The organism is Streptomyces luteosporeus, assembly GCF_039532865.1.
Lineage (GTDB): Bacteria > Actinomycetota > Actinomycetes > Streptomycetales > Streptomycetaceae > Streptomyces > Streptomyces luteosporeus.
Genome location: NZ_BAAASL010000004.1, coordinates 51,756 through 78,726 on the forward strand (window position 1 = coordinate 51,756; position 26,971 = coordinate 78,726).

Here is a 26,971-nt window from a genome sequence, read left to right on the forward strand (position 1 = left end):
GCCGGTGGGCGGGTTTGTGCCCACCCGTTCCGCCCTGCGGAACGCCTGCCCACAAACCGGCGGCGCCTGGCTCACGCACGGCGGCCCGTTGGGGGTTTGCGGCTGCCGGCCTGGTAGGGGGTGGGCCAGGGGGCGCCCGGGCCCGTGTAGGACTGGTCCGCCGCCGCGTGCAGGGTCCAGTGGGGGTCGTACAGGTGGGGGCGGCCCAGGGCGCACAGGTCGGCCCGGCCCGCCAGGATCAGGGAGTTGACGTCGTCCCACGACGAGATGGCGCCGACCGCGATCACCGCGACGCCCGCCTCCTTGCGGATGCGGTCCGCGTACGGCGTCTGGTACGAGCGGCCGAAGTCCGGGCGTTCGTCGGGGACGACCTGTCCCGTCGAGACGTCGATGGCGTCGGCCCCGTGGGCGGCGAAGGCGCGGGCGACGGCGACCGCGTCGTCGGCGGTGGTGCCGCCCTCGGCCCAGTCCGTGGCGGAGATGCGCACCGTCATGGGCCGGTCGGCTGGCCAGGCGGCGCGGACGGCGTCGAAGACCTCCAGGGGGTAGCGCAGCCGGCCCGCCAGGTCGCCGCCGTAGGCGTCGTCGCGGTGGTTGGTGAGGGGGGAGAGGAAGCCGGAGAGCAGGTAGCCGTGGGCGCAGTGCAGTTCGAGGAGGTCGAAGCCGGCGCGGGCGGCGGCCTCGGCGGAGCGTACGAACTGCTGCCGTATTTCCGCGAGGCCGCTCGCGGTCAGGGCGTGCGGGGTCTGGTTGACGCCGGGCCGGTAGGGCAGCGGCGAGGCGGCGACGAGGGGCCAGTTGCCGTGGGGAAGGGGCTGGTCGATGCCCTCCCACATCAGGCGGGTGGAGCCCTTGCGGCCGGAGTGGCCGAGCTGGATGCCGAGGGCGGTGCCGGGGGCCCGGTCGTGGACGAATGCGGTGATGCGGGCCCAGGCGCGCTCGTGTTCGGGCGTGTACATCCCGGTGCAGCCGGGGGTGATGCGGCCGGTGGGGCTGACGCAGACCATTTCGGTCATCACCAGGCCCGCTCCCCCGAGCGCCCGGGCGCCGAGGTGGACGAGGTGGAAGTCGCCGGGGGTGCCGTCGGTGGCGCAGTACATGTCCATCGGGGAGACGACGACGCGGTTGCGCAAGGTCAGGCCGCGCAGCCGGAAGGGGGTGAACATCGGGGGCGTGCCGGGCGGGACGCCGACCTCGTCCTCGACGGCGGCGACGAAGGCGGCATCGCGCAGGCGGAGGTTGTCGTGGGTGACGCGGCGGCTGCGGGTGAGGAGGTCGAAGGCGAACCGGTGCGGGGGGCCGCCGGTGTGGACGGCGAGGTTCTCGAACCATTCCATGCTGGCGCGGGCGGCGCGCTGGGTGGAGGCGACGACCGGGCGCCGTTCGGCCTCGTAGGCGGCCAGCGCCGTGGGCACGTCGGGGGCGCGGTCGAGGTGGGCGGCGAGGGCGACGGCGTCCTCGACGGCGAGCTTGGTGCCGGAGCCGATGGAGAAGTGGGCGGTGTGGGCCGCGTCGCCGAGCAGGACGACGTTGCCGTGGGACCAGTGGGCGTTCACGACGGTGCGGAAGGCGGTCCAGGCGGAGTGGTTGGTGCGCAGGGGGCTGCCGCGGAGCGTGGCGGCGAAGCGGTCGGCGCACTGGTCGAGGGCGCTCTTCTCGTCGCAGCGGTCGAGGCCGGCGCGCCGCCAGACCTCTTCGCGCATTTCGACGATGACGGTGCCGGCGGTGCGGGAGTAGGGGTAGGCGTGCAGTTGCATGACCCCGTGGGGGGTCTCGGCGATCTCGAAGCGGAAGGCGTCGAGCGCCAGGTCGGCGGCGAGCCAGATGTAGCGGCAGCGGTGCGTGGTGACGGTGGGGCGGAAGTGTGCCCGGTGGGCGTCGCGAGTGCGGCTGTTGACGCCGTCGGCGGCGATGACGAGGTCGTGCGTGCGGGCGAGTTCGGCGGCCGGCGGGGCCGGGGTGCGAAAGCGCAGCGTCACGCCGAGGGCGCGGCAGCGCTCGTGCAGCAGGTGCAGCAGCCGGTGGCGGCCGAGGGCGGCGAAGCCGTGGCCGCCGCAGGTGAGGGTGCGGCCGCGGTGGACGACGTCGATGGCGTCCCAGCGCACCATCTCCCGGGCGAGGGCCGCGTGGACGTCCGGGTCGGCGCTGCCGATGCCGCCGAGGGTCTCGTCGGAGAGGACGACGCCGAAGCCGAAGGTGTCGTCGGGGGCGTTGCGCTCCCAGACCGTGACCTCGCGGTCGGGGGCGAGGCGTTTGAGGAGGACGGCGGCGTACAGGCCGCCGGGGCCGCCGCCGATGACGGCGATGCGGGCGGCGGTGACCGCGGGCACGGCGGTCACCGCCCCTGCCACTCCGGCGGGCGCTTCGCGCGGAAGGCCGCGTGGAACTCGGCGTAGTCGGCGCCGGTCATCAGCAGCGCCTGGGTGGCGGCGTCCAGTTCGAGGGAGGCGGCGAGCGGCATGTCGAGTTCGGCGGTCAGCAGGGCCTTGGTCTGGGCGTGGGCGAGGGCGGGACCCGTGGCCAGGTGCCGGGCGAGGGTACGGGCGGCGGTGTCGGCGCCGCCCTCCTCGACCAGCCGGCTGACCAGGCCGATGCGCTCGGCCTCGGGGGCGGCGACGGGCTCGCCGAGCATGAGCAGGCGGGTGGCGTGGCCGAGGCCGACGACGCGGGGCAGCAGGTAGGCGGCGCCCATGTCGCCGCCGGACAGGCCGACCTTGGTGAAGAGGAAGACGAAGCGGGCGGTGGGGTCGGCGATGCGGAAGTCGGCGGCGAGGGCGAGGACGGCGCCGGCCCCGGCGGCCACCCCGTGCACGGCGGCGACCACGGGGAACGGGCACTCCCGCAGCGCCCTGACCACCTGGCCGGTCATGCGGTTGAACTCCAGTAGGCGGCCGGTGTCCATGCCCAGCGTGGCGCCGATGATGTCGTCGACGTCACCGCCGGAGCAGAAGCCGCGCCCCTCGCCGCCGAGCACCAGGGCCCGTACGGAGCCGTCGCGGGCGAGTTCGGGCACCAGGTCGCGCAGGTCGGCGTAGGCGCCGAAGGTCAGCGCGTTGAGCCTGCCGGGCCGGTCGAGGGTGACGGTGGCGACGCCGGCGTCGACGGACAGGCGCAGGTGCCGCCATTCCTGGGTGCGGGACGCGGAGCCGGTGAACGGACTCATGTGCACGGCCTCCTTCAGCCGGGGGGCTGGTGCCTGCCCGGTGAAGCTATCACCGCTTTGTGACCGCCGTCACGACTCCGCGATAGCCCTCGGCGGTCCTCCTCAGCGGCCGAGGGTGGCCACCAGCACCGCCTTGATGGTGTGCATCCGGTTCTCGGCCTGCTCGAAGACCAGCGAGTGGACCGACTCGAAGACCTCGTCGGTCACTTCGAGGGAGGTCAGGCCGTGCCGCTCGTGGATCTCGCGGGCGACCGAGGTGCCCAGGTCGTGGAAGGCGGGCAGGCAGTGCAGGAACTTCACGGCCTTGTTGCCGGTGGCCCGCAGCACGTCCATGGTGACCGCGTACGGGGTGAGCAGGGCGATGCGCGCGTCCCAGACCTCCTTGGGCTCGCCCATCGAGACCCACACGTCGGTGGCGACGAAGTCCGCGCCGCGCACGCCCTCGGCGACGTCGGCGGTCAGCGTGATGCGGGCGCCGCTGGCCTCGGCGAGCCGGCGGGCCTGGGCCACCACCTCGGGGGCGGGCCACAGGTCCTCCGGGGCCACGATCCGTACGTCCATGCCGAGCAGGGCGCCGGTGACGAGGTAGGAGTTGCCCATGTTGTAGCGGGCGTCGCCGAGGTAGGCGTAGGCGACGTGCTCCAGCGGCTTGGCGGTGTGCTCGCTCATGGTCAGCACGTCGGCCAGCATCTGGGTGGGGTGCCACTCGTCGGTGAGCCCGTTGTAGACGGGGACGCCGGCGTAGGCGGCCAGTTCCTCGACGGCGTCCTGGCCGTGCCCCCGGTACTGGATGGCGTCGTACAGCCGGCCCAGCACCCGGGCGGTGTCGCGGACCGACTCCTTGTGCCCGACCTGGGAGCCCGCCGGATCGAGGTACGTGGTGTGGGCGCCCTGGTCGGCGGCGGCGACCTCGAAGGCGCAGCGGGTCCGGGTGGAGGTCTTCTCGAAGATCAGCGCGATGTTGCGGCCCACGAGCCGGCGCTCCTCGGTGCCCGCCCGCCTGGCGGCCTTCAGCTCGGCGGCCAGTTCGATCAGGCTGTGGAACTCTTCGGCGGTGAGGTCCGTCTCCTTGAGGAGATGGCGGCCCTTGAGGTCAGTCGCCATGGTGGGGCTCCCGGTTCGTCGGCGCACAAGGCACAATGGAAAACATATTCAACGTTCCACATTATTATGCAGACCCTCCCCTGGTGACAGCCCCCCGGTACCGCCGGGCCCCTAAAGTCCCGGCACCGGATCCCGCTCCACCGGACAACTCATACAGCGCGGCCCACCGCGACCACGACCCAGCTCGCTCCCCGGAATCGTGATCACCTCGATGCCGTGCTTGCGCAGATGCGTATTGGTGGTCACGTTGCGCTCGTAGGCGACGACCACCCCCGGCTCTATCGCCAGCACGTTGCAGCCGTCGTCCCACTGCTCGCGCTCGGCCGCGTGCACGTCCTGCCGGGCGGTGAGCACCCGGATGCCGTCCAGACCCAGGGCCGCCGCGATCGCCCGGTGCATGTGCTCCGGCGGATGATCGGTGACCTTGAGCTCACCGGCCGCCGCGCCCGGCTCGATCGTGTACGAACGCAGCGTCCCCAGCCCCGCGTACTGGGTGAACGTGTCCCCGTCCACCATCGTCATCACCGTGTCCAGGTGCATGAACGCCCGCGCCTTCGGCATGTCCAGGGCCACGATCGTGCGGGCCGAACCCGTGGAGAACAACCGGTGGGCGAGCATCTCCACCGCCTGCGGCGTGGTGCGCTCGCTCATCCCTATCAGCACCGCCCCATTGCCGATCACCAGCACGTCCCCGCCCTCGATCGTCGACGGGTACGCCGACTGGCCCTCGCTCCACACGTGGAAGCCGCCCTGAGCGAAGAGCGGATGATGCCGGTACACCGCCTCGTAGTGCACCGTCTCGTGCCAACGCGCGGGCCAGCGCATCGCGTTGATGCACACCCCGTCGTACACCCAGGCCGAGGTGTCCCGGGTGAACAGATGGTTCGGCAACGGATTGAGCAGGAAATCGTCCAGATCCATCACATGGAAGCGCACCGAGACCGGCTCCGGATGCCGCTCCAGGAACTCCCGCTTCGTCATGCCACCGATCAGCCACGACGCCAGCTCCCCCGCCGGCATCCCCTCGAACGCGGCCCGCAGATGATCCGTGGCCAGCGGACCGTACTCCCTCTCGTGGAACACCCGCTGCAGCACCAGGCCCCGGGCCGCCGGCAGGCGCAGGCTCTCCTCCAGCAGGTCCTGGAACAGATGCACCTCCACGCCGCGCTCGCGCAGCACGTCGGCGAAACCGTCGTGCTCGGCGCGGGCGCGGCGCACCCACAGCAGGTCGTCGAAGAGAAGGGCGTCCTTGTTGGACGGGGTCAGGCGCTTCAGCTCCAGGTCGGGGCGGTGCAGGATGACGCGGTGCAGGCGGCCGGCCTCGGAATCGACGTGGAATCCCATCCTTCCATCCTGGCCCGTGGGGGGCCGGTTCACGCGATGCCACTGGGGTGAGCCTGCGGCGCTGTCCCCCGCCCCGCCCTTTCACCGTTTCCCGGGGGCAAGCCCCCGGACCCCCGGACCGGGCTTCGCCCGGTGTCCTCAAACGCCGGGCGGGGCGAACCCCCCCGCCCGCCGTTTGAGGGGCTACAGGCGCGGGTCCACCGGCTCCGATTCCAGGGCCAGGATGGCGAAGACCGCCTCGTGGACGCGCCACAGCGGTTCGCCGGTGGCGAGGCGGTCCAGGGCCTCCAGGCCCAGGGCGTACTCGCGCAGGGCCAGCGACCGCTTGTGGCCCAGGTGGCGTATCCGCAGCCGGGAGAGGTTCTCCGGGCGGGTGTACTCCGGGCCGTAGATGATCCGCAGGTACTCCCGGCCGCGGCACTTGATGCCCGGCCGGACGAGCTTGCCGTCCGGGGTGCGCACGTACGCCCCGAGCGGCTTGACGACCATGCCTTCGCCGCCTTCCGCGGTCAGCTCCAGCCACCAGCGCGTGCCGGCGGCGACGGACTCCTCGTCGTGCGTGTCGACGACGATGCGGCGCGTCGGGTGGAGCAGGGGGTCCTGCGCGACGAGCCGGTCGATCAGGGCCAGCTGCTCGTCGTGCGGGAGGGTGGCCAGGGTGCGGCCCTGGGCCGCCAGGATCTGGAACGGCGCCAGCCGGATGTCGCCGGGGCCGGCGACCGTCCAGCAGTAGCGGCGGTACGCCTCGGTGAAGGCGGCCGCGTCGGCGGCGCGCTCGCGCTGGCGGCCGAGGAGGCCGGTGACGTCGACGCCGCGGGCGGCGGTGGCCTCCAGGGCGGCGACCACCTCGGGCAGGACGGCGCCGGAGGCGGCGCCCACGGCCGCGTACTGGCTGCGCAGCAGTCCCTGGGCCTTGAGGGACCAGGGCATGAGCTCGGCGTCCAGCAGCAGCCAGTCCGTCTGCAGCTCCTCCCACAGCCCGGTGTCCTCGGCGCACCGGCCGAGCCGTTCCAGGAGCCGGGCGGTCACGGCCGTGTCGTCGAAGAACGGCCGGCCCGTGCGGGTGTACACGGCGCCGGGCACGCCGGGGTGGGTGCCGAAGCGCTCGTGGGCGGCGTCGGCGTCGCGGCACAGCAGCACCACGGCGCGCGAGCCCATGTGCTTCTCCTCGCACACCACCTGCCGTACGCCGTCGGCGCGGTAGGCGGCGAACGCCTCTGCGGGGTGCTCCAGGTAGCCCTCCTCCTTCGAGGTGGCGCAGGGTGCCATGGTGGGCGGCAGGTACACCAGCGCCCGCGGGTCGACCGCGAAACGGCTCATGACTTCCAGGGCAGCGGCGGCGTTCTCCTCCTTCACGGCGATGCGGCCCAGGTGCCGGGTCTCCACGACGCGGCGGCCGGCGACGTCGGCGAGGTCCAGCGGGCGGCCGTCGGCCCCGCCGGGGGCCTCGGACGCCAGGGGGCGCACCGGCTCGTACCAGACCTGCTCGGCGGGCACGTCCACCAGCTCGCGCTCCGGCCAGCGCAGCGCGGTCAGCCGGCCGCCGAAGACGGCACCGGTGTCCAGGCAGATGGTGTTGTTGAGCCAGGTGGCCGTCGGGGTGGGGGTGTGGCCGTAGACGACCGCGGCGCGGCCGCGATAGTCCTCCGCCCACGGGTAGCGCACGGGCAGGCCGAACTCGTCGGTCTCGCCGGTGGTGTCGCCGTACAGGGCGTGGGAGCGGACGCGGCCGGAGGTGCGGCCGTGGTACTTCTCGGGCAGGCCGGCGTGGCAGACGACGAGCGCGCCGCCGTCGAGGACGTAGTGGCTGACCAGCGAGTCGATGAAGGCGCGCACCCGCTCGCGGAAGGCCGGGTCCCGCCCGTCCTCGCGCTCCAGCTGCTCGATGGTCTCGGCCAGGCCGTGCGCGACCTTGACCTGGCGCCCGCCGAGGTAACGACCGAGCTTGTTCTCGTGGTTGCCCGGGACGCACAGGGCGTGGCCGGCGTCGACCATGCCCATGGCCAGGCGCAGCACGCCGGGGCTGTCGGGGCCGCGGTCGACGAGGTCGCCGACGAAGACGACGGTGCGGCCCTCGGGGTGGACGGCGTCCACCGGGCGGCCGGCCGCGTCGCGGACGAGACCGTAGCCGAGGGCAGTGAGCAGGGCCTCCAGCTCGGAGCGGCAGCCGTGGATGTCGCCGATGATGTCGAAGGGGCCGGTCAGGTGGCGCAGGTCGTTGAAGCGGCGCTCGCGGACGACCTCGGCGGCCTCGGCCGCGGCGGTGCCGCGCAGGACGTGCACCCTGCGGAAGCCCTCGCGCTCCAGGTGGCGCAGCGAGCGGCGCAGCTCGCGCTGGTGGCGCTGGATGACGCGGCGGGGCAGGCCGGCACGGTCGGGGCGGGCGGCGTTGCGCTCGGCGCAGACCTCCTCGGGCATGTCGAGGACGATGGCGACGGGCAGCACGTCGTGCTCACGGGCCAGCGCCACGAGCTGCTTGCGGGCGTCGGACTGGACGTTGGTGGCGTCGACGACGGTCAGCCGGCCCGCGGCCAGGCGCTTGCCGACGATGTAGTGCAGGACGTCGAAGGCGTCCTTGCTGGCGCTCTGGTCGTTCTCGTCGTCGCTGACCAGGCCGCGGCAGAAGTCGCTGGAAACCGTCTCGGTGGGCTTGAAGTGGCGGGCGGCGAAGGTGGACTTGCCGGAGCCGGTGGCGCCGACGAGGACAACGAGCGACAGGTCGGGCACGGCCAGGGGCGTGCGCGGCGCGGCGGAGGCCGGCGGGGTGGTGCTGGTGTCGGTCATGCGGTCTTCGCCTGCTTCGCGGTGGGGGTCGGGGCGGTGGTGGCGGTGGAGTGCTTACGGAAGACGGCCATCTGGGTCGGCGGTCCGACCTCCGGGTCGTCGGGGCCTATGGGCTCGAAGGCGACGTCGTAGCCGTGGCGCTCGGCCACCCGGGCCGCCCAGTCGCGGAACTCCTTGCGGTTCCACTCGAAGCGGTGGTCGTGGTGGCGCACGTGCCCGGCCGGCAGCGTCTCCCAGCGGACGTTGTACTCCGCGTTGGGCGTGGTGACCACGACGGTGGCGGGGCGGGCGGCGCCGAAGACGGCGTGCTCCAGGGCCGGCAGCCGCGGCGGGTCGACGTGCTCGATCACCTCGCTGAGCACGGCCGCGTCGTAGCCGGTCAGGCGGCGGTCGGTGTAGGCGAGGGAGCCCTGCAGCAGGGTGACGCGGGCGGCCTGGCGCTCGGTCATGCGCTCCGTGCGCAGCCGGCGGGAGGCCTCCTGCAGGGCGCGCATCGAGACGTCGAGGCCGACGATCTCGGTGAAGCGCGGGTCCTTCAGCAGGTCGCCGACGAGCTGGCCCTGGCCGCAGCCGAGGTCGAGCACCCGGGCCGCGCCGGCGCGGCGCAGGGCGTCGGTGATGGCCGCGCGGCGCCGGACGGCCAGCGGCACGGGCCGCTCGTCGGTGTCGGCGCTCTCGTCCACGGCGTTGTCGAGCTCCTCGGCCCGGGTGTCGTCGGCCTCGGCGAGCCGGGCGAGGGCCAGCCGGTCGAGGGCGTCGCGGGTCAGGGACCGGCGGCGGGCGAGGTAGCGGCTGGTGATCAGCCCCTGCTCGGGGTGGCCGGTCAGCCAGCCCTCCCCCAGGCGCAGCAGCTTGTCCACCTCGTCGGGGGCGACCCAGTAGTGCTTGGCGTCGTCGAGCACCGGCAGCAGGACGTAGAGGTGGCGCAGGGCGTCGGACAGTCGCTGCTCGCCCTGGAGGACGAGGGAGACGTAGCGCGATGCGCCCCACTCGGGGAAGCGCTCGTCCAGGGCCACGGGGGTGGCGGTGACGGTCCAGCCCAGGGGGGCGAACAGCCGCTGGACGAGCTCCGCGCCGCCGCGGGCGGGCAGGGCGGGCACCGCGATGCGCAGCGGCAGGGTGCGGCCGGGCAGCTCGGGGCGGGCGGCGCACTGTCCCTTGACGGCGCTGGAGAAGACGCTGCCGATGGCGACGGCGAGCAGCGAGGAGGCGGCGTAGGGCCGGTCGTTGACGTACTGCGCCAGGGCCGCGTCGGGGGCGCCGCCGCGGCCGTGCCGGGACGCGGCCCTGCCGCGCCGGACCAGCGCCACGGGATCGACCTCCAGCAGCAGGGCCGCCGTGCAGCGCTCGTCGTCCGCCTCGGGGTACAGGACGTGGGCGGTGCCGTGGGAGGTGGAGAACTGCTGCGCCTTGCCGGGGTGCTTGTGCAGCAGGAAGCCGAGGTCGGTCGCGGGCTGGTCGGGCGTACCGGTGGTACTGATCGTCAGGAACACGCGCTCGATTATCCCTTCACCTTTGGCCGGATTCCTACGGGTTTTTCAGCAAGGAGGTGCTTTCAGCAGGGCGGCCAATGCGGCGATGCGGTCCGGGCCCACGCGGCAGCAGCCGCCGATCAGCCGGGCGCCGGCCTCCTGCCACGAGGCGACCATGGCGGGGTCGAAGGTGCCACTCCCCTGCCAGCGCCTGGTGCGGTCGTCCCAGCCTTCCCCGCTGTTGGGGTAGACCACCACCGGTTTTCCGGTGACGCGGGCGGCGAGCTCGACGGCGGGCGCGGCGTCCTGGGGGGCGCAGCAGTTGACGCCGACGGCCACGACCTGATCGTCGTCCGCAGCGAGCGCGAAGGCCTCCCGCAGCGGCTGCCCGGCGCGCGTGTGCTCGCCGCGCACGCTGTACGACAGCCACACGGGCAGCCCCGAGCCGCGCACCGCCCGCAGCAGGGCGCGGGCCTCGTCGGTGTCGGGGACGGTCTCCAGGGCCAGGGCGTCCGGCCCGGCACCGGCCAGGGCCTCGATGCGCGGCCGGTGGAAGCGCTCCAGCTCGGCCACGGTCAGCCCGTAGCGCCCGCGGTACTCGCTGCCGTCGGCGAGCATGGCCCCGTAGGGGCCGACGGAGGCGGCCACCCACACCTCGCGCTCGGTGCGCGCCGCAGCCGTGCGGGCCAGTTCCACGCTGCGCCGCAGCAGGGCCGCCGCCTCCTGCGGCGCGAGCCCCCGGCGGGCGAAGCCCTCGAAGGTCGCCTGATAGCTGGCGGTGATCAGGACCTGGGCGCCGGCCCGGAGGTAGGCGGCGTGGGCCGCCTCGATCTGCGCGGGACCGTCGGCCAGCAGCCGGGCGGACCACAGGGCGTCGGACAGATCGCAGCCCTGGGCGGCCAGTTGGTTGGACAGCCCGCCGTCGAGCACGAGCGGTCCGCGCGCGAGGGCGGTGGCGAGGGGAACCGCGGGCAGGGCCATCGGGAGGCTTCCTTTCGAACAGGCGTCAATGGGCGGCCCTTCGCGTGCCCCGGCTCACTCCGGCCGGGTGAACTTGGCCCGGCCCGGTGGGCCCGGTCAGTGTCCGGCGCCGCCGGTGGTCGTTGGCTCGGGCGGAGCCGGACCGCCCGGCCCGCGCACCGGTGTCCGCCGCCGGGGGCGACGATCGCGATGCCGCCCGCCCGCACCGGGAGGGCGAGGGCCGAGGAGGCCATCATGACCCAGGAAGCCGTGCCCGACGAGGCCGTGCCCGCCCAGGCCGGTTCCCCGCGGCAGGCCGCGCCGAAGGGCCTGCTGCAGCAGATGGAGGAGCTGATGGCGGCGCTCAACGCCGATCTGACGCAGCTGGACGCCGACCTGCAGTCGGCGGACCGCTCGCGTGCGGCCGGGCCGGAGGCCGGCCCGGGCGCCGCGCCGGAGGCCTCCGGCGATGGCGGCACCGACGCCGGCACCGGCACCGGCTGAGCTCCTGGGGATCCGGCGGCGGCCTGCGGCCGACGCGCCCCCCCCGGGGGGCGGGCGCAGCACGGCACTTCGTCTGCGGGCGCGTCGTGGCTTGTCGCGCAGTTCCCCGCGCCCCTACGGGGCGCCGTGGCATGTCGCGCCCACGCGGCGGAGCCGCAGAGCGACGCTGTCCCGCACCCCGGGGTCATGCCGCGCCGCCGTGGGCTCGCAGGGCCAGGCGTCTGAGGAGGCCGCCGATGCGGTCGCCGGTCTCGTCGGCGGCGTCGATGGCCTCTATGCACTGCCAGTAGACGGCGTCCTCCTCGCAGGCGCCGGCGACGCCGACGAGCGCCGTGCCCACCTCGCCGAAGAGCGCGGCGAGCTCCGTCAACGCCGCCCAGGGGTCCCGCACTTCGGTGAGCTGCGTGGCCCGTGATCCGCCGGTGCGCAGCGCGGCCCGGCCGCCGGCCTCGCTCAGGCCGAGGGCTGCCGCCCGGGCCTCCACGGGCCCGTGGAGCGCGATGTGACTGCCGATGGCCTCGGCCAGGGCCTGGGCCTGCCAGGTCTCGGCGACGATGTCCTCCACGCGGTGCAGCGCAACCGTCCGCGCCAGCGCGTGTTTGGTGGCGGCGATGAGCCGCACAGCCTCCATGCCCGTCCCCCATGCTTTTCCGTCCACCCTCTCTCACTACCCAGAGTGATGAACAACGGACCGAAAGGCCAGAGGAATTCAGAAATCTGTGGACACAAGTTACGGTGTGGATAACCTTCTCACTCCGGAGAGTGACGATCACGGCCCTCCGCCGCCCCGTCGTCCCCCGTTCCCGGCACCGGAAATCGCCGCTCGTTGCGGTCGATCTTCGCCGACAGCGCGGCCAGCACGTCGATCCCCAGTGCCCGGCACAGCTGCAGCAGGTACGCCAGGACGTCCGCGACCTCGTCCTCGACCCGCGCCGCGGTCCGCGCGTCGGCCATCACCTGCGCCGACTGCTCGGGTGTCAGCCACTGGAAGATCTCCAGCAGTTCCGACGCCTCGACGCTGAGCGCCGCGGCGAGGTTCTTGGGGGTGTGGAAGGGCTGCCAGTCGCGGGCCGCCGCGAAGGCGGCCAGGCGCTCCTGCAGGGCGTGCAGGTCGGGGGTTGCGGTCATGCCCCCAGGTCTACCACCGACGCCTCCCCGGTCTCCCCCGCCGCCTGCGCCGCCTCCCCCCGCACCGTCGCCACGAGCCGGATGTGGCCCCGCTCGCACATCCGGGCCGCGAGCTCCAGCAGTTCCCTCGCCTGCCGGGCGTCCAGGCACCGGTCGAGGCCGTCCGCGAGGACGGTCAGCACCTGCCGGGCCGGCAGCACCTCGGCGACCGGGTCCACCGCCAGCACCCCGGGGCCGGTCAGCAGCACCAGGCACAGGGCGAGGTAGCGCAACTCGCCGTCGCCGAGCCGCTCCAGCGGCGTGGCCGGCCCGCCGTGCCGCTCCAGCACGGCCCGTACGAACCCGCCGGTCAGGTGCTCGGCGCTGAGCCCGGCCACCGGGCCCCGGCAGCCGGCGCCCGCCGCCGCGACCAGGGCCGCGTGCCGGGTGACGCACTCGTTGCCGGTGCGCCCGAGCACCGCGGCAACGTTGTCGCAGCCGCCGCGCAGCCGCCCGTCGCGGGCGCCGACCGGCGCCCGCATCAGCTCCGGCCGCGGGTCGCAGGCGAAGACGGACCGCAGCGCGAGGACCACCTGCTCGGCCGCCTCCAGCACCATCCGCTGCCCGGCGGTCTTGCCCGCGACGCGCAGCGGCAGCAGCGCCGTGCCCAGCCGGTCGTCCGGCAGCGGCGCCCGGGTCACGGGCACCGAGCCGGCCGTGTGCCAGGCCGCCTCCACCCGGGGCAGGCCCGGGTCGCGCAGCGCGGTGGACAGCAGGGTGCGCCCGGCGCCGGTCAGCCGCTCGCCGACGACGCGCAGTTCGGGCTCGGCCTGCACCGCGACGTCCAGCCGGACCGGGCCGGCCGGGCCCTCGACGGTGCAGCCGATGCGGAAGCCGCGCCGGCCCTGCGCGTCGGGCCGGGCCTGCTGCGGCACGCACGCCTGCGGTCCCCCGGGCACCGGCGCGAACGCCTCGGCCAGGGTGTCGCCGCCGGCCAGCCGGGCCAGCGCCTCGTACGCCTGCAGGGCGCTGGACTTCCCCGTGCCGCTGCCGCCCCGGAAGAGGGTGAGCGGCCCGAGCGGGAAGACGGCGCCCCGGTGGGACTTGAAGGCGGAGAGCCGCAGTTCGGTCACGGCGGGGCGCTGGGGCGGGGTGGGGGCGTCCATGCCGGGGACCGTAGGCGGGCCCCGGTCAGCCAAACCGTTTCAGCCCTCCGCCCTTCCTACGATCGGGGTACCCGGGGGCCACCTCGGTCCCTTCGGGCGTGAGCAGGAAGACGTTGCTGTCGACGCGGTGCATCGCGCTGCCCAGCCCGAAGACGACGCCGCTGGCGAAGTCCAGGATGCGCTTGGCGATCTCCGGCTCGGCGCCGGTCAGGTCGAGCAGCACCGGCACCCGCTCGATCAGGTACTCGGCGACCTCGCGCGCGTCCGCGAAGAACTGCACGCGCAGCACGACCATGCGCCGTCGGTTCTCCTGGGGTTCCTCCTCGGGCAGTGCCCTGTGATCGGGCCAGGACGGCCATGGCTGGTGCCCCCTCAGCGGCACGACCTCGGCCAGCCCCTCCCATTGCTCGTCTGCGGCCTCGGACCGGTTCACCGGATCACCCCTCCGGGGAACGTGCTGGCGGTGTACATCAGGCAATTCTAGTGACAAAAACGCCCGTTAGACCCAATGACACGCACTGTGCGACAAGGGCCTCGCGAGCGGTACCACACCAACGGAACGATACGTCTCGACTCGACTGCCATTAGACTGCCCGCCATGGCCGACAAGCATGCCCCCGACGCCACGCGCCGCTCCCAGCGCTCGCGTCTGGCGATCTGCGAAGCCGCCCTGTCGCTGGTGGCCGAATCCGGTTACGACAGGCTCACCGTCGAGGGCATCGCGGCCCGCGCGGGGGTGGGCAAGCAGACGATCTACCGCTGGTGGCCGTCCAAGGGGGCGGTGCTGCTGGACGCGTTCACCGAGACCATGGTGGCCGGCGAGTGGGCGCTGCCCGACACCGGCGACCTCGCGGCCGATCTGAAGACGGTGCTGCGCGCGACGGTCGACGAGTTCGCCGACCCCGGCTTCCACGCGCCGTACCGCGCCCTGTACGTGGCCATGGCCGACGACGCCGAACTCGCCGCCGGTTTCACGGCCAAGGTGCTCGAACCCGGCGCCCGGGCCTACGCCGAGCGGATCCGCGCCGCCCAGGCGTGCGGCCAGGCAGACCCCGGGTGCGACGCCCGCCTGGCCGCGGAGGCGCTCCTGGCCCCCTTCGCCCAGCGCTGGCTGATGCGCAACCAGCCGCTGTCCCACGCCTTCACCGACTCCCTCGTCGACCTCGTGCTCGCCGGCCTGCGCCCGCGGGGCTGATGCGCCCGGCGGGCGCGGCGCACGCCGAGGCACCCCCAGCACCGAAGCGAACGAACGGTCCCCATGCTGAACACAGTCGCGCAGTACTTGCGTTGCCCCCACTGCCGCGGTGAGACGTCGCTGCGCGAGCGCAGCCTGGTCTGCCCGGCGGGCCACAGCTTCGACGTGGCCAAGCAGGGCTACGTCAACCTCCTGCCCCACGCGTCCGCGCACAGCGCCGACAGCCAGGAGATGGTCGCGGCCCGTGCCGCGTTCCTGGACGCCGGCCACTACGCCCCGCTCTCCGCGGCGCTGGCCGCGCTGGCCCGCCGTACGGCACCCGAGCCGCTGCCCGGCTGCGTGGTGGACGTCGGCGGCGGCACCGGGCACCACCAGGCCCGGGTCATGGAGGAGTTCCCCGGCGCCGACGGGGTCCTGCTGGACGTGTCGAAGTTCGCCGCCCGCCGCGCGGCGCGCGCGCACCCGCGCATCGGTGCGGTGGTGGCCGACGCCTGGCGCGAACTGCCGCTGCGCGACGGCGCGGCCGGGGTGGTGCTCAACACCTTCGCCCCGCGCAACGGCCCGGAGCTGCGGCGGATCCTCGACCCCCGCGGCGTCCTGCTGGTCGTCACCCCCGAGCCCGGGCACCTGCAGGAGCTGACCGGTGCGCTGGGGCTGATGCGGGTCGACGAGCGCAAGGAGGAGCGGCTGGCCGACCGGCTCTCGCCGTACTTCTCGGTGGCGGTCTCCGAGCGGCTGACCTCGCCGATGACGCTCGACCACGCCGCCCTGGCCCTGCTCGTGGGCATGGGCCCCAACGCCCGGCACCTGGCGGGCGAGGAGCTGGCGCGGCGCGTCGCCGCGCTGCCGCCGACGTGCGAGGTCACGCTGTCCGTCACGCTGACCGCCTACCGTCCGCTGGCCTGAAACCGCCCCTGCGAGGGGTCTTCAGCAGGCGGCCCGCGCCTTTCCGAAGGACCGGGCCGCCACCTCCAGCTCCCCCAGCATCGCGCCCACCGCCGGGACGGAGCGGTACTCCGGCAGCGTCAGCGCCACGATCTCCCGGTGCACGGCCGGCTCCAGGTCCAGTCGCCGCACCGTCTCCGTCGAGGCGTCGAAGGCCATCTCGGGCAGGGTGGCGATGCCCAGCCCCGCCCCCACCAGCGCGATGACCGCCAGGTAGTCGTCGGTGACGAGGTCGATCCGCGGCGAGAAGCCCTCGGCCTCGCACATCTCCACCAAATGCCGGCTGCAGCTGGGGCAGCCGGCCACCCAGGACTCGGCCGCGAGGGCGGCCAGCTCCGTCTCCCGCTCCGCGGCGAGCGCGTGCTGCGCGGGGGCGAGGATCACCAGCCGGTCGCTCAGCAGCGGACGGACGACCAGGCCGTCCCACGGGTCGTCGCCGTCGCCCCGGGAGATGCCGGGATAGTGGAAGGCGAGGGCGATCTCGCAGTCGCCGCCGCGCAGCATCTCGACCGCGCGCGGCGGTGCGGCCTCGGTGAAGGAAACATCGATATTCGGCCACTTGGCGCGCAACGCCGCGAGCGCCGAGGGCAGCAGTTCCGAGGTGCCGCTGAGGAAGGACGCGAGCCGGACGCGGCCGGTGCGCAGACCCACGATATTCGCCACCTCCTCCTCCGCCGCGGCGAGTCCGGCAAGGATTCCCGTGGCATGCCGGACCAGAATTTCTCCGGCCTCGGTAAGGCGCACGGAACGGCCCGTACGGGCGAGCAGCGGCGTCTGCACGGAATTCTCCAGCGCCTTTATCTGCTGACTGACCGCGGGTTGGCTGCAGCCCAGCGCACGGGCGGCCGCGGTGAGGGAGCCGGACTGTGCGACGGCTCGCAGAACACGGAGATGGCGGGCCTCGATCATGCGCCAAACGTACGGAGTTGACGCCCCGTCGACAACCGCTGATACCGGCCGTCCGCGCACCGTGCCCGGCGGGCCCCCGCCGAGCGGCCCCCGCAAACCGCCACACATCGCACGATCACGGCCCGCACGGTGCCGCCGACAACGGACATTTCCCTCCCCCCAATTCGCCATTATGCAAGGCGAAAGGAATTCTTGGGGTTGTCACCACTGATCAACGCCGGGTACAACTTCTCCATGTCCGCCCCGATCGCTCGCACGATCCACGGCGCCTTCGGAGAAATACTCCAGGGTTACACCCTCGGGCCGAGTGGATTTGAACACTTTCTCTTCACCGCACCGGTCGAGGAACTCCGTTGCCGTGCCCGGTTGCAACGCACCGGAAATGCCCCGGCCACCGCCCTGACCGTCAGCCCCGCCGATCGCGTCAAGGCGCTGCGCGCCTATGAATTGCTCGGCACCGACCTGCGGCAGCCGGCCCACGGCGGCACCATCGAGATCGACTCCAACATTCCGGTGGCCAAGGGCCATGCGAGCTCGACCGCCGACATCCTGGCCACCGCCCTGCTGTGCGTCGCCGAGGCCTACCCCGACACCCCCGAGCCGGTGGCGCACGCCCTGGCCCTGTCGGTGGCCCGCCGCCTGGAGTACGGCGACTACCTGCTGCACCCCGGCGTCGCGGCGTGCGCCCAGCGCTCCCAGACGCTGCTGGCGACGTACGAGACGGACCTCCGGTGGACCATCGTCGGCGTCGACGAGGGCGGCTTCGTCCGCACCGAGGAGTTCCACCGGGAGGTGCCGGAGGACGCCGGCAAGGCCCGCGTCTACGAGCAGCTGTTCGCCGAGCTGGACGCGGCGCTGCGCGCCGACGACGGCGCGGCCGCCGCCCGGATCGCCACGCACAGCGCCGAGCTGCACAACGACCGCCTGCCGAAGAAGTCCCTGGAGGACCTGCAGGGCCTCAAGGAGGAGTTCGGCGCGCTGGGCATCTGCGTGGCCCACAGCGGCACGCTGGCCGGCCTGATCTTCTCCCGGCACGACGGCGAGCACGACGAGCGCGTCGCGCAGTGCCGCCGTGCCCTGGACGACCTCGGCTACACCGGCAGCACGTACACCCTGAAGGAAGCGAAGCGTCCATGAGCCGCGTCACCGCGTCACCGAACCCCGGCCACGCCCCGGAGGACACCGGCGGCGTCCCGCAGACCGCGCAGACCCCCAAGGCGTCCCCCTTCAAGGGCGCCCGCCACCAGCTGATGGTCCTCGCGGCCGTGTGCTGCCTGGCGCTGGGCGGGGTCTTCGTACGGGTCAGCGAGGTCGGGCCGGTGGCCACCGGTGCGTACCGCTCGCTGTTCGCCGTGCCCCTGCTGCTGGGCATGTCGATGGGGATGGCGCGGCGCGGCAAGGGCGAGGCGGGCGCGGCCCCGCAGCGGACCCGGATCGGCATGCGCGACCAGCTGATCACGGCGCTGGGCGGGCTGTTCCTGGCGGCCGACCTGTGCCTGTGGAACATCTCCTTCCTCTACACCTCGCTCGCCGAGGCCAACCTCCTGGCCAACCTGGTGCCGTTCATCATCGCGCCGCTGGCCTTCTTCCTCTTCGGCGACCGGCTGCCGTGGAAGCTGGCCTTCCCCGCGCTGCTGGCCCTGGCCGGTCTGTACGTCCTCGTCATCCTCGGCACCGGCCTGGACCCGAAGCACCTGCGCGGCGACCTGCTGGCCCTGGGCACGGCGGTGTTCTACGCGCTGTTCCTCGTCGTGGCCAAGGGCCTGCGCGAGCGCCACGAGGCCACCCGCATCATGGCGGGCCTGAGCCTGGTGTGCGCGATCGCCTGCTTCGCGGTGGCGGCCGTGCTCGACGAGAAGCTCCTGCCCACCAGCGCCAAGGGCTGGCTGGTGCTCATCGCCCTGGCCGTGACCTCGCAGGTCTTCGGCCAGACGCTCATGGCGCACGCGGTGAAGTTCCTGCCGCTGCAGCTCGCCGCCCTCTTCGTCCTGCTGCAGCCGGTGGCTGCGGCCGTCTACGGATTCGCCCTGTTCGACCAGCACCTGAGCCTGGTCCAGATGGCGGGAATCGCGATCCTGCTCGTTTCCATCTTCTGGGCCAAGAACCTCCTGGAAGGCCGCAAGTGAATCACCCCCCGTACCGCGACCCGTACGAGGTCATAGACGAGCTCGGCCGGCTCACCACCCTGGACGCCGGCCCCCTGGCCCAGGGCCTGCGGCTGCGTGCCGTGCACGGCAGCCCGGCCACCGAGACCAGCTTCAAGTCGATCCTGGGCCTGGGCCTGCTGCTCCTGGCCCGCGAGCGCGGGCTGCTCGCCGAGGGCCAGCCGGTGATCGAGTCCACCTCGGGCTCGCTGGGCCTGGGCCTGGCGGTCGCGGGCCGGATGCTCGGGCACCCGGTCCACCTGGTGTCCGACCCGGGCATACCCGAGGTCACCCGGCTGAAGATAGAACTGGCCGGCGCCACCGTGCACCTGATCGAGCGTCCGCACCCGGTCCTGGGCACCCAGCAGGCCCGTGACGACCTGCTGCAGTCGATGCTGGAGCAGCACCCCGAGTTCTACTGGACGAACCAGAACGACAGCCCGCTCAACCCCGAGGTCTACACCCGCTGGGTGGTGCCGCACCTGATGCGCACCCTGGACTTCTCCCGCATCGTCGCCGGCATCTTCTGCGTGGGCAGCGGCGGTCACTTCTCGGCCTTGTCGGCGATGCTCGACGGCAAGGGCGTTCCCTCGTACGTGGCCGACCGGCACGGCTCGATCACCTTCGGCGGCGAGCCCGCACCGAGTATCCTGCGCGGCACGGGCAACCAGAACCGCATCCCCGCCGTGATCGAGGCCGCCCGCTCCCGGGTGGCCGGTGTCTACCGCGTGTCGGACGACGAGGCCTGCGCCGGTGTGCGGCAGCTGTGCACCCGCGGCATCAGCGTCGGCGGCTCGTCCGGCGTGTGCTACGTGGGTGCCCAGCGCCTGGCCGCGGACCTGGTGCGGCTCACCGGGGCCGGCGGCACCGGGCAGCCGGGCGCGGACGGGGAGATCCTGACCTTCTTCGCCGACCGCGGCGAACTGTACGGCACCACGCTCTTGAACTGCGGAGAGAAGTCAACGCCATGATGGAAGCAGCCCTGTGGAGCTCCTGTCCTCCCACGCACCAGCTGTACCACGACGACCCGTACGCCACCACCGCGACCGCGACCGTGCTGTCGGTCAGCGGCCACTTCGCGGTCTTCGACCGGTCGCTGTTCTACGCCGAGTCCGGTGGGCAGGTGGCCGACCAGGGGACGATCAACGGCGCCCGCGTGGTGGACGTGCAGAAGGCCGGGGGCCGGCCCTTCCAGCTGCCCAACGGTGAAGTCGCCACGGTGGAGTCGGTCTTCTGCCACGAGTTCGCCGAGCCGTGCACCCTCACGGTCGGCGAGAGCGTGACGATGGAGATCGACTGGGAGCGGCGCTTCCGCAACATGCAGATGCACACGCTCGCGCACTTCCTCTTCCACGCCACCGGCGAGTACCTGGAGGCCAACGGGCAGACCCGCTCGACCCGCGGCTGCCACATCAGCGACAGCTCCGCCCGCTTCGACTTCGGCTGCTCCATCCCCAGCGAGGCCGTGCCGGTCATCCAGGAGCGGGTGGTGGCACTGCTGGCCTCCTCCCCCGAGGCGGTCGTCACTGCGCTGCCGGACACGCACGACGTGTTCGTCTGGCGCTCCGGCGACATCGTCATCCCCTGCGGCGGCACGCACGTGAACCACCCGAAGGAGATCCAGGGCACGGTCACCGTGCGCCGCCGCACCAAGGGCCGCAACGGCACCCGCCTCTACATCGAGCTCGACCGTGATGCGACCGGCTGACGACACGGCCGGCCCGGGCGAACCGGCCTTCATAGCGGACCTCGACGTCCTGCGCCGGCGCCGCACCTTCAAGTGGCGCGCCGCGGGCGACGATCCGCGGCGCATCTGCCTGGGCGTCGCCGAGATGGACCTGTACACCCCGGCCTTCCTGCGCGACGTCCTGCAGGAGGCCGTCGCGCTCGGCGAGAGCGGGTACGGGCTGTGCGAGGAGCAGGAGGCGTCCTGCGAGGCGTACCTGGCCCGCCACCACGGCGCCTCGGTGGCGGCGCTGCGCTCCACGACCGACGTGCTCACGGGCCTGCGCACGGTGCTGGAGCAGGAACTGCTGCCGGGCAGCCGGGTGATCGTGGAGACGCCGGTGTACGGCGACCTGTTCACCGTCGTACGGGAGGCGGGGCTGCAGCCGGTGGCGGTGCCGCTGCTGCGCGGTGAGCGCGGCTACGAGCACGACTGGCGGGCGCTGGAGGCCGCGGCGGCGTCCGGGGCGCGGGGCTGGATCCTGTGCCAGCCCCACAACCCGGTGGGCCGGGCGTGGACCGAGCAGGAGCAGGGCCGGGCGGTGTCCCTGGCGCTGGAGCACGACCTGTTGCTGCTCGCCAACGAGGTGCACATCCCGCTCGGCCTGACCGGTGACCCGCTGCCGTCGGCCTTCGCCGACGCGGGCGTCCACCGGGTGCGCGCGTACGGATTCACCTCCGCCTCCAAGGCGTTCAACATCGCCGGGCTCAAGAGCGCCACGCTGTACGCCTCCGAGCGCGCGGCGGACCGGCTCACCGGGGTGCCGCAGAGCCTGCTGGGCCGGCCCGGCAGCTTCGGTGCGATCGCCACCGTGGCCTGCTACGAGCGCGGTGACGCCTGGCTGGCGGCGCTGCGCGGCCGGCTGGCCGAGCACGTGCGTCTGGTGGCCGATGCGTTGGCCGCCCTGCCGCTGACGGTGCATCAGCCGGAGTGCGAGGCCACCTATCTGGTGTGGGCCGAACTGCCCGAGGGCGAGGACGCACTGCGGCTGGCCGGGGCGCTGGCCGCGAGCGGGGTGCACGTGCTGCCGGGGGCGAGCTTCGGCGGGACGGAGTTCGGCCACTGCTTCCGCTTCAACGCGGGCGCCCACCCCGCCGTCCTGGGCGAGGCGTTCGAAAGGATCCGGGCAACCTTGTGAGGCCGGCCGGCGTCTCGTGATGCGGGACGCCGGCCGGGAACCATTGCCCCGGCTCCCACCCACTGTTTGGATCTTGAAGGGGAACCGGCCGCCCGTTTCGGGGCGCCGGTCGCGTTTGCACCACTTTGCACCGCGTACGAGGGGGACCCTTGAGCCAGAACCACATCGGACCCGATCACGTCCGTCACCTGCACACGCTCGGCCCGCAGGGCACCAACCTGGAGGCCGCCTCCCACGAATGGCTGCGCAGGCGCGGCATCACCGACGGCACGGTCGAGCTCCACTCGTCCATAGAATCCGCGCTCGAGGCCGTCCCCGCGGACGGGCGCCACGCCCTGACCGCCTGCGCCGTCTACCCGGCCCTGCACACGCTCGTCTTCGGCAACCTGCACCGGCTGCGCATGGTCGACAGCTTCGTGATGCCGACGCACAACATGGTGCTCGCCTCCACCGGTGCCCAGCACCCCGCCTCGGTGGCCTCGCACCCGGCACCCAAGGGGCTCGTGCCCGAGGGCGCGCGCATCCGCGAGGTGCTCAGCAACTCCCAGGCCGCCATCGACTGCGCCGAGGGCCTGGTCGAGGGCTGCATCACCACCATCGTCGCGGCACAGGCCCACGGCCTGGAGGTCGTCCGGGACTTCGGGCCGGTGCCCATGGTCTTCACCGTCCACCAGGTCCTGGCCGCCGGCGAGCCGGCGCAGCAGGACCGCGTCCTGGAGCCGGCGCTGTGAACGCCCCGGTGAGCACAGCCCCCGCAGCCCCCGTCGCGCCGGGCCTGCTGGCCGAGGCCGAGGAGCTGCAGCGCACCCTGATCCCCCTGGTCGACCGCTTCCGCACCCGCCAGGGCGACGACGGCACCGTCGCGCAGCCCACGCCCGAGGACCGCGAGCTGCTGCTGGCGGTGCGCGAAGGGGCCTGCGCCTGGTACGCCCGGCACCGCCTGGCCCATCGGGGCGAGGCCCTCGCGGCGGACATCGACGGCTGGCTGGCGGCCGGTCTGGACAGCCCGCCGCACTTCGCCCGCTCCCGGGACGCGCTCAAGGCACCGGCGGACGGCGAGGCGGTCTTCTTCCTCGCCCCGCTGCAGTCGACCAACAGCGCCCCGCCCGTGGGCAAGCGGCTGGAGCTGTTCTTCGCGCTGCGCAAGGAGCCCGAGGCGCTGCCCGCCCTGGCGCTGACCCACCCGCACCCGAAGAACAACTGCCAGTCGCTGGTGCTGATCGCCGGCAGCGCGGGCTTCGCCGAGGGCAACTGCATCGTCTTCTTCCCCGAGAACGTGGCCGCGCACGACAAGGTGCGCGAGCAGCCCTACGCCATGTTCTTCTACAACAAGTTCCGCAGGATCCACGAGACGTACGCGCTGCCGGGCGCCGCCGCCGTGCTCACGCCCGAGTCCCTGCCGCGCGCCTCCACCGGCCTGGCGCCGGACGTGTGCTTCGAGATCCGCGCGATCTGGGGCTACCTGCACGACTCGCTGCACTACCAGGGCTCCTGGCCGTTCGACCAGCACATCTCCTTGAAGATGAACTGGTTCGTCGGCCTGCTGGAGGAGATCAAGGTCGATGCCAAGACCGTGCTGACCTGCATCGACGATGACATCCCGTACGCACGGGAACTGATGGCCATGGTGCTGCTGGAGCGCATCTTCCGCTACCCGCAGGCGGACGACGCCACCCGCAACTTCGACTCCGGCACGGGCGTCTTCCTCTACTCCTGGCTGCGCGAGCACGGCGCGCTGACCGGCTCCCCGGCCGGCGGCGGGCTGCTGCACCTGGACCACGACAAGGCCCTCGACGCGCTGCGGGCCTTCGTCGCGACGGTCGAGCGCCTGGAGGAGCAGGTCACCACCGACGAGGAGTACAAGGCGGCGGCCAAGGCCCTGGTGCGCGAGCACCTGCCCGAGGGCGCGTACAAGCAGCGCTACGCCTTCACCGAGGACCAGCGCACCCTGCTGCGCGCCAAGGGCGGGCTCGACCGGCTGCCGGCACTGCGGTTCGGAACGGCCGAGTGGTGAGTGACGGCCCCCAGCAGGGCGGGGGGCTCGCCGTCCCCGCCCTGTCCGCGCTCATGGTGCTCCTGCTGGCCGCCGGCTGGCTGCTCTCCGGCCGCCTGGTCAGCGACGCGCCCCCGCTGGCGGTGGCCGCGGGCCGCACCGCGGCCAGCTTCGCCACCCTCGTCGTCGTCGCGGCGCTGCGCCCGCGCGCCTGGGCCGACGTGCGCACCGGCAGCCGCCGGGTGGGGGCGGTGGCGGTGCTGGCGTTCCTGGGCTTCTTCGCCTACTACACCGGCACGCTGCTGGGCATCGGCCGCATCGGGGCCTCCCGGGTCGGCCTGATCGTCTCGCTGCTGCCCTGCCTGACCTTCCTCATCGGCATCACCGCCTTCCGCGAGCGCTCCAGCCTGCGCAAGGCCCTGGGCACGGTGGTCGCGGTGGCCGCGGCCCTGGGCTACGCGGCGGCCGACGGCCACGCGTCGAAGACGGTGAACGCAGCGGGCAGCTCGCTGCTGACCGGTGCGCTCTTCGCCCTGGGCGGCACGTTCGCGTACGCGGTGTACGGCTACGTCTACCGCCACCGCATGGCCGACGTCTCGCCGCTCGCGGCGCTGCCGGCCGTCACGGGCGCGGGCACGCTCATGCTGGGGACGGCGGCCGCCCTCTTCGTCCCCCTGGGCGCGGTGTCCTGGGCGGACTGGGGCGGGATCGCCCTGCTGGGGGCGGTGCTGACCGCGCCGGTCTTCCTCATCTCCCACCAGCTCATCCTGCTCAAGGGCCCGCTGTACACCTCGGCCCTGGCCCTGGTCGTGCCCTTCCTGGTGCGCCTGGGCGAGTGGGCCCTGGGCTGGGCCGGCGCCCCGGGCCCGCTCCCCGTCGCCCTGATCTGCCTGTGCTCGGCCGGCGTGTGGCTCACCGTCGGCGGGAAGGCTCCCGCTCCCTCCCCTGCCCGGGCGCCCGCCGGCGCGCACGGGAAGGATGCCGCCCTCCACGAACAAGGAACGTCGTGAACTCTCCCCACCCCACCGTCGTCCTCGTCTACCAGCGCACCTCCCTGCCGTGGGTGTTCGACAGCGCGCAGCGGGCCGGCATCCGCCTGGTGCTGGTGCCGCGGCCGGACGAGACCGTGGAGCCCGGCCGGCTGCCGGCCGCGGTCGCCGACGTGCTGCCGCTGGACGTGGAGGGCGACCCTGCCGGTGCCCTGGCGGCCCTGCAGCAGTACCACCGCGCGCACCCGTTCGACGGGATCACCACGCTGTACGACCCGGCCGTGCCCTTCGTCGCCGAGGCCGCCCGGGCGCTGGGGCTGCCCGGCATCCCCCCGTCGACGGCGGCGGGCGTGCAGGACAAGCGCCTGATGCGCGAGCGGCTGGCGGCGGCCGGGCTCAACGTGCCCCGCTTCCTGAAGCTCGACGACGGCGCGCCGGCCGACGCCGCGGGCCTGGACTTCCCCGTGGTGGTCAAGCCGGCCCACGGCTACTCCAGCCTCGGGGTGACCCGGGCGGAGGACCCCGGGCGGCTCGCGGCCGTGGTGGCCGAGGTGCGCGAGGTCTGCCGCGGGGTGCTGGGGGCCGAGCCGGCGCTGGTCGTCGAGGAGTACCTCGACGGGCCGGAGTACGCGGTGGAGTCCCTCGCCCACCGCGGCGAGGTGACGGTGCTGTCCATCGGCTACAAGGGCGAGCCCAAGGGCCCGTACTTCGAGGAGACCGTCTACCGCGCCCCCGCGGACCTGCCGGCCGCGGTGCAGGAGGCGGTGGTGCGCGAGGTGACCGCCGCGCACCGGGCCCTCGGCGTCACCGACGGCCCCACCCACACCGAGCTGCGCCTGCGCGGCGGCACCGAGCCGTACCTGCTGGAGATGGGCGCCCGCGTCGGCGGCTCCGGCGTCTCCCACTACATCGCCTCGCACGTCACCGGCGTGGACCTGGCGGCCGACGCGCTGCGCGTCGCCGCCGGCCTGCCGCCCGCCTCCGCGGGCGCGCCGGTCACCGCCATCGGCGCGGCGGCCAACTACATCGTGCCGTGCGGCGGCCACGGCCGCATCACCGCGATCCACGGCCTGGACGCGGTGCGGGCCGACCCGCGCGTCGACCACGTGGTGCAGATGCTGCACCCCGGCGACGTCGTGCGGCCCTACCCCGACTTCACCGGCTACCCGGCCTTCGTCCTCTCCCGGCACGCGAGCACCGCGGAGGCGGAGGAGTTCCACCGGCACCTGGAGAGCGCGATCCGCATCGACTACGCGCCCGAGGAGGGCACCCGATGACCACCCCCCTCCCCTTCGACGACCGCGACGGCCTGATCTGGCTCGACGGGGCGTTCGTCCCCTGGCGCGAGGCGCGCCTGCACGTGCTCACGCACGGCCTGCACTACGGCGGCGGCGTCTTCGAGGGCATGCGCGTGTACGGCGGGCGCATCTTCCGCCTGGCCGAGCACTCGCGCCGGCTGGCCGCCTCCGCCCGCGAGCTGGGCTTCGCCCTGCCCTTCGAGCCGGCCGAGCTGGACCGGGCCGCCGAGGAGCTCGTGGAGCGCGCGGGCATCGCCGACGGCTACGTCCGGCCGGTCGCCTGGCGGGGCAGCGAGCAGCTGAGCGTCTCCGGGGCGGGCACCTCGGTGCACGTGGCCGTCGCGGCCTGGGAGTGGCCGAACGTCTTCTCCTCCGCCGCGCAGGAGCGCGGCATCGCCCTGGGCACGTCCAAGTGGCGCCGCCCGGCGCCCGACACCGCGCCCGTACGCGCCAAGGCCGCGTCGCTGTACAACATCTGCACGCTGGCGCGGGACGCGGCCGAAGCGGACGGGTACGACGACGCCCTGCTGCTGGACTACCGCGGCTACCTGGCCGAGGCCACCGGCGCCAACCTCTTCCTCGTCGTCGACGGGGCCCTGCACACGCCGCTGGCCGACGTCTTCCTCGACGGCATCACCCGGCAGACCGTCATCGCGCTGGCGGGCGAGGCCGGCATCGCGGTGCACGAGGGCCATCTGCCGCCGGAGGCGCTGGAGCGGGCGCAGGAGGTGTTCCTGACCGGCACGGCCTACGAGGTGCAGCCGGTACGGGCCGTCGACGGCAGGCCGTACGAGGTCGGACCGGTCACCCGCGCCCTGGCGGACGCGTACGCCCGCCTTGTGCGCGGCGCCCTGTAGGGGCGCGGGGCAGTGTCGATCTGCGGCTGCCGCCCCGGGAGCGCCGGGCGCAGCACGGCACTTCGTTTGCGGGCGCGCCGTGGCTTGTCGCGCAGTTCCCCGCGCCCCTGACGGGGCACGACCAAGATCCGCCGGAGAGGCCCTGGGCCGTGTCCGGCGGATCTTCGTCAGGC

General features: G+C 73.6%; 25 protein-coding genes. 13 read left to right on the plus strand and 12 right to left on the minus strand.

What is annotated here, in order from left to right:
* Nucleotides 1-71: 71 nt before the first annotated feature.
* The 7 genes from ABD361_RS06120 to mmuM all read right to left on the minus strand — a co-directional run bounded on the left by ABD361_RS06120 (nucleotide 72) and on the right by mmuM (nucleotide 10,848).
* The gene (locus ABD361_RS06120; RefSeq protein ID WP_344433727.1) at nucleotides 72-2,339 is read right to left on the minus strand and encodes a bifunctional salicylyl-CoA 5-hydroxylase/oxidoreductase; all 2,268 of its coding nucleotides are present in this window, start codon (nucleotides 2,337-2,339) and stop codon (nucleotides 72-74) included.
* Nucleotides 2,336-3,163, minus strand: coding sequence for an enoyl-CoA hydratase family protein (locus ABD361_RS06125; protein WP_344433729.1), 828 nt, complete (start codon nucleotides 3,161-3,163; stop codon nucleotides 2,336-2,338). The genes ABD361_RS06120 and ABD361_RS06125 overlap by 4 nt, the downstream gene beginning before the upstream one ends.
* 102 nt (nucleotides 3,164-3,265) lie before the next feature.
* Entirely contained in the window at nucleotides 3,266-4,267 is a 1,002-nt protein-coding gene (argF, locus tag ABD361_RS06130) for an ornithine carbamoyltransferase (RefSeq protein ID WP_344433730.1), read from the minus strand.
* Nucleotides 4,268-4,378: 111 nt separating this feature from the next.
* Nucleotides 4,379-5,611 carry an arginine deiminase gene (locus ABD361_RS06135; RefSeq protein ID WP_344433731.1) on the minus strand — a complete coding sequence of 411 codons (1,233 nt, stop codon included), beginning with the start codon at nucleotides 5,609-5,611 and terminating at the stop codon, nucleotides 4,379-4,381.
* A gap of 183 nt (nucleotides 5,612-5,794) precedes the next feature.
* Nucleotides 5,795-8,395, minus strand: a complete 2,601-nt coding sequence (locus ABD361_RS06140) for a polynucleotide kinase-phosphatase (RefSeq protein WP_344433732.1) — start codon at nucleotides 8,393-8,395, stop codon at nucleotides 5,795-5,797.
* Nucleotides 8,392-9,888 carry a 3' terminal RNA ribose 2'-O-methyltransferase Hen1 gene (locus ABD361_RS06145; RefSeq protein WP_344433733.1) on the minus strand — a complete coding sequence of 499 codons (1,497 nt, stop codon included), beginning with the start codon at nucleotides 9,886-9,888 and terminating at the stop codon, nucleotides 8,392-8,394. The genes ABD361_RS06140 and ABD361_RS06145 overlap by 4 nt, the downstream gene beginning before the upstream one ends.
* 45 nt (nucleotides 9,889-9,933) lie before the next feature.
* A complete protein-coding gene (gene mmuM, locus ABD361_RS06150; RefSeq protein WP_344433734.1) occupies nucleotides 9,934-10,848 on the minus strand; it encodes a homocysteine S-methyltransferase in 915 nt (304 codons plus the stop codon).
* A 234-nt stretch (nucleotides 10,849-11,082) separates the two neighbouring features.
* On the opposite strand from mmuM, the gene ABD361_RS06155 reads away from it, so the two are divergent.
* Entirely contained in the window at nucleotides 11,083-11,331 is a 249-nt protein-coding gene (locus ABD361_RS06155; protein WP_344433735.1) for a hypothetical protein, read from the plus strand.
* A 184-nt stretch (nucleotides 11,332-11,515) separates the two neighbouring features.
* On the opposite strand, the gene ABD361_RS06160 is transcribed toward ABD361_RS06155, so the two are convergent.
* From ABD361_RS06160 to ABD361_RS06175, 4 genes are all read right to left on the minus strand, one after another.
* Nucleotides 11,516-11,962, minus strand: a complete 447-nt coding sequence (locus ABD361_RS06160; RefSeq protein WP_344433736.1) for a DUF6099 family protein — start codon at nucleotides 11,960-11,962, stop codon at nucleotides 11,516-11,518.
* Nucleotides 11,963-12,081: 119 nt separating this feature from the next.
* A complete protein-coding gene (locus ABD361_RS06165) occupies nucleotides 12,082-12,459 on the minus strand; it encodes a nucleotide pyrophosphohydrolase (RefSeq protein ID WP_344433737.1) in 378 nt (125 codons plus the stop codon).
* The gene (locus ABD361_RS06170) at nucleotides 12,456-13,604 is read right to left on the minus strand and encodes an AAA family ATPase (protein WP_344433738.1); all 1,149 of its coding nucleotides are present in this window, start codon (nucleotides 13,602-13,604) and stop codon (nucleotides 12,456-12,458) included. The genes ABD361_RS06165 and ABD361_RS06170 overlap by 4 nt, the downstream gene beginning before the upstream one ends.
* Nucleotides 13,605-13,629: 25 nt before the next feature.
* On the minus strand, nucleotides 13,630-14,037 hold the full coding sequence (locus tag ABD361_RS06175) for a cell division protein SepF (RefSeq protein ID WP_344433739.1): 408 nt from the start codon (nucleotides 14,035-14,037) through the stop codon (nucleotides 13,630-13,632).
* A gap of 165 nt (nucleotides 14,038-14,202) precedes the next feature.
* On the opposite strand from ABD361_RS06175, the gene ABD361_RS06180 reads away from it, so the two are divergent.
* Together ABD361_RS06180 and ABD361_RS06185 are read left to right on the plus strand one after the other, a co-directional pair.
* Complete coding sequence (locus tag ABD361_RS06180; RefSeq protein ID WP_344433740.1) at nucleotides 14,203-14,799, plus strand: TetR/AcrR family transcriptional regulator; 597 nt, start codon at nucleotides 14,203-14,205, stop codon at nucleotides 14,797-14,799.
* A gap of 63 nt (nucleotides 14,800-14,862) precedes the next feature.
* Nucleotides 14,863-15,705, plus strand: a complete 843-nt coding sequence (locus tag ABD361_RS06185; protein ID WP_344433741.1) for a putative RNA methyltransferase — start codon at nucleotides 14,863-14,865, stop codon at nucleotides 15,703-15,705.
* 21 nt (nucleotides 15,706-15,726) lie between these two features.
* Here the strand turns inward: ABD361_RS06185 and ABD361_RS06190 are convergent, their stop codons facing one another.
* Nucleotides 15,727-16,653, minus strand: a complete 927-nt coding sequence (locus tag ABD361_RS06190; RefSeq protein ID WP_344433742.1) for a LysR family transcriptional regulator — start codon at nucleotides 16,651-16,653, stop codon at nucleotides 15,727-15,729.
* Nucleotides 16,654-16,887: 234 nt separating this feature from the next.
* Between ABD361_RS06190 and ABD361_RS06195 the strand changes: the two genes are divergently transcribed.
* The 10 genes from ABD361_RS06195 (at nucleotide 16,888) to ABD361_RS06240 (ending at nucleotide 26,798) form a co-directional block, all read left to right on the plus strand.
* Complete coding sequence (locus ABD361_RS06195) at nucleotides 16,888-17,790, plus strand: GHMP family kinase ATP-binding protein (RefSeq protein ID WP_344433743.1); 903 nt, start codon at nucleotides 16,888-16,890, stop codon at nucleotides 17,788-17,790.
* The gene (locus ABD361_RS06200) at nucleotides 17,787-18,779 is read left to right on the plus strand and encodes a DMT family transporter (RefSeq protein WP_344433744.1); all 993 of its coding nucleotides are present in this window, start codon (nucleotides 17,787-17,789) and stop codon (nucleotides 18,777-18,779) included. Before ABD361_RS06195 ends, ABD361_RS06200 begins: the two co-directional genes overlap by 4 nt.
* Nucleotides 18,776-19,768, plus strand: coding sequence for a pyridoxal-phosphate dependent enzyme (locus tag ABD361_RS06205; RefSeq protein ID WP_344433745.1), 993 nt, complete (start codon nucleotides 18,776-18,778; stop codon nucleotides 19,766-19,768). Before ABD361_RS06200 ends, ABD361_RS06205 begins: the two co-directional genes overlap by 4 nt.
* On the plus strand, nucleotides 19,765-20,505 hold the full coding sequence (locus tag ABD361_RS06210; RefSeq protein WP_344433746.1) for an alanine--tRNA ligase-related protein: 741 nt from the start codon (nucleotides 19,765-19,767) through the stop codon (nucleotides 20,503-20,505). Before ABD361_RS06205 ends, ABD361_RS06210 begins: the two co-directional genes overlap by 4 nt.
* Nucleotides 20,492-21,661: an aminotransferase class I/II-fold pyridoxal phosphate-dependent enzyme gene (locus ABD361_RS06215; protein WP_344433747.1), complete on the plus strand. Its 1,170-nt coding sequence runs from the start codon at nucleotides 20,492-20,494 to the stop codon at nucleotides 21,659-21,661. Before ABD361_RS06210 ends, ABD361_RS06215 begins: the two co-directional genes overlap by 14 nt.
* Before the next feature lie 149 nt (nucleotides 21,662-21,810).
* Nucleotides 21,811-22,392: a type 2 periplasmic-binding domain-containing protein gene (locus ABD361_RS06220; RefSeq protein ID WP_344433748.1), complete on the plus strand. Its 582-nt coding sequence runs from the start codon at nucleotides 21,811-21,813 to the stop codon at nucleotides 22,390-22,392.
* 8 nt (nucleotides 22,393-22,400) lie between these two features.
* Nucleotides 22,401-23,675, plus strand: coding sequence for a DUF6421 family protein (locus ABD361_RS06225; RefSeq protein WP_344433749.1), 1,275 nt, complete (start codon nucleotides 22,401-22,403; stop codon nucleotides 23,673-23,675).
* A complete protein-coding gene (locus tag ABD361_RS06230) occupies nucleotides 23,672-24,664 on the plus strand; it encodes a DMT family transporter (protein ID WP_344433750.1) in 993 nt (330 codons plus the stop codon). The genes ABD361_RS06225 and ABD361_RS06230 overlap by 4 nt, the downstream gene beginning before the upstream one ends.
* Nucleotides 24,661-25,920, plus strand: coding sequence for an ATP-grasp domain-containing protein (locus ABD361_RS06235; protein ID WP_344433751.1), 1,260 nt, complete (start codon nucleotides 24,661-24,663; stop codon nucleotides 25,918-25,920). Before ABD361_RS06230 ends, ABD361_RS06235 begins: the two co-directional genes overlap by 4 nt.
* Nucleotides 25,917-26,798 carry a branched-chain amino acid aminotransferase gene (locus ABD361_RS06240; RefSeq protein WP_344433752.1) on the plus strand — a complete coding sequence of 294 codons (882 nt, stop codon included), beginning with the start codon at nucleotides 25,917-25,919 and terminating at the stop codon, nucleotides 26,796-26,798. Before ABD361_RS06235 ends, ABD361_RS06240 begins: the two co-directional genes overlap by 4 nt.
* Nucleotides 26,799-26,971 lie beyond the last annotated feature (173 nt).

What these genes read in the sequence shown, in the direction of transcription:
- ABD361_RS06240 (WP_344433752.1), top strand. Translation starts at nt 25,917, where the DNA reads ATGACCACCCCCCTCCCCTTCGACGACCGCGACGGCCTGATCTGGCTC.
- ABD361_RS06210 (WP_344433746.1), top strand. Translation starts at nt 19,765, where the DNA reads ATGATGGAAGCAGCCCTGTGGAGCTCCTGTCCTCCCACGCACCAGCTG.
- ABD361_RS06180 (WP_344433740.1), top strand. Translation starts at nt 14,203, where the DNA reads ATGGCCGACAAGCATGCCCCCGACGCCACGCGCCGCTCCCAGCGCTCG.
- ABD361_RS06185 (WP_344433741.1), top strand. Translation starts at nt 14,863, where the DNA reads ATGCTGAACACAGTCGCGCAGTACTTGCGTTGCCCCCACTGCCGCGGT.
- ABD361_RS06215 (WP_344433747.1), top strand. Translation starts at nt 20,492, where the DNA reads ATGCGACCGGCTGACGACACGGCCGGCCCGGGCGAACCGGCCTTCATA.
- mmuM (WP_344433734.1), bottom strand. Translation starts at nt 10,848, where the DNA reads ATGGCCCTGCCCGCGGTTCCCCTCGCCACCGCCCTCGCGCGCGGACCG.
- ABD361_RS06195 (WP_344433743.1), top strand. Translation starts at nt 16,888, where the DNA reads ATGTCCGCCCCGATCGCTCGCACGATCCACGGCGCCTTCGGAGAAATA.
- ABD361_RS06200 (WP_344433744.1), top strand. Translation starts at nt 17,787, where the DNA reads ATGAGCCGCGTCACCGCGTCACCGAACCCCGGCCACGCCCCGGAGGAC.
- argF (WP_344433730.1), bottom strand. Translation starts at nt 4,267, where the DNA reads ATGGCGACTGACCTCAAGGGCCGCCATCTCCTCAAGGAGACGGACCTC.
- ABD361_RS06125 (WP_344433729.1), bottom strand. Translation starts at nt 3,163, where the DNA reads ATGAGTCCGTTCACCGGCTCCGCGTCCCGCACCCAGGAATGGCGGCAC.
- ABD361_RS06155 (WP_344433735.1), top strand. Translation starts at nt 11,083, where the DNA reads ATGACCCAGGAAGCCGTGCCCGACGAGGCCGTGCCCGCCCAGGCCGGT.
- ABD361_RS06160 (WP_344433736.1), bottom strand. Translation starts at nt 11,962, where the DNA reads ATGGAGGCTGTGCGGCTCATCGCCGCCACCAAACACGCGCTGGCGCGG.
- ABD361_RS06170 (WP_344433738.1), bottom strand. Translation starts at nt 13,604, where the DNA reads ATGGACGCCCCCACCCCGCCCCAGCGCCCCGCCGTGACCGAACTGCGG.
- ABD361_RS06135 (WP_344433731.1), bottom strand. Translation starts at nt 5,611, where the DNA reads ATGGGATTCCACGTCGATTCCGAGGCCGGCCGCCTGCACCGCGTCATC.
- ABD361_RS06190 (WP_344433742.1), bottom strand. Translation starts at nt 16,653, where the DNA reads ATGATCGAGGCCCGCCATCTCCGTGTTCTGCGAGCCGTCGCACAGTCC.
- ABD361_RS06165 (WP_344433737.1), bottom strand. Translation starts at nt 12,459, where the DNA reads ATGACCGCAACCCCCGACCTGCACGCCCTGCAGGAGCGCCTGGCCGCC.
- ABD361_RS06140 (WP_344433732.1), bottom strand. Translation starts at nt 8,395, where the DNA reads ATGACCGACACCAGCACCACCCCGCCGGCCTCCGCCGCGCCGCGCACG.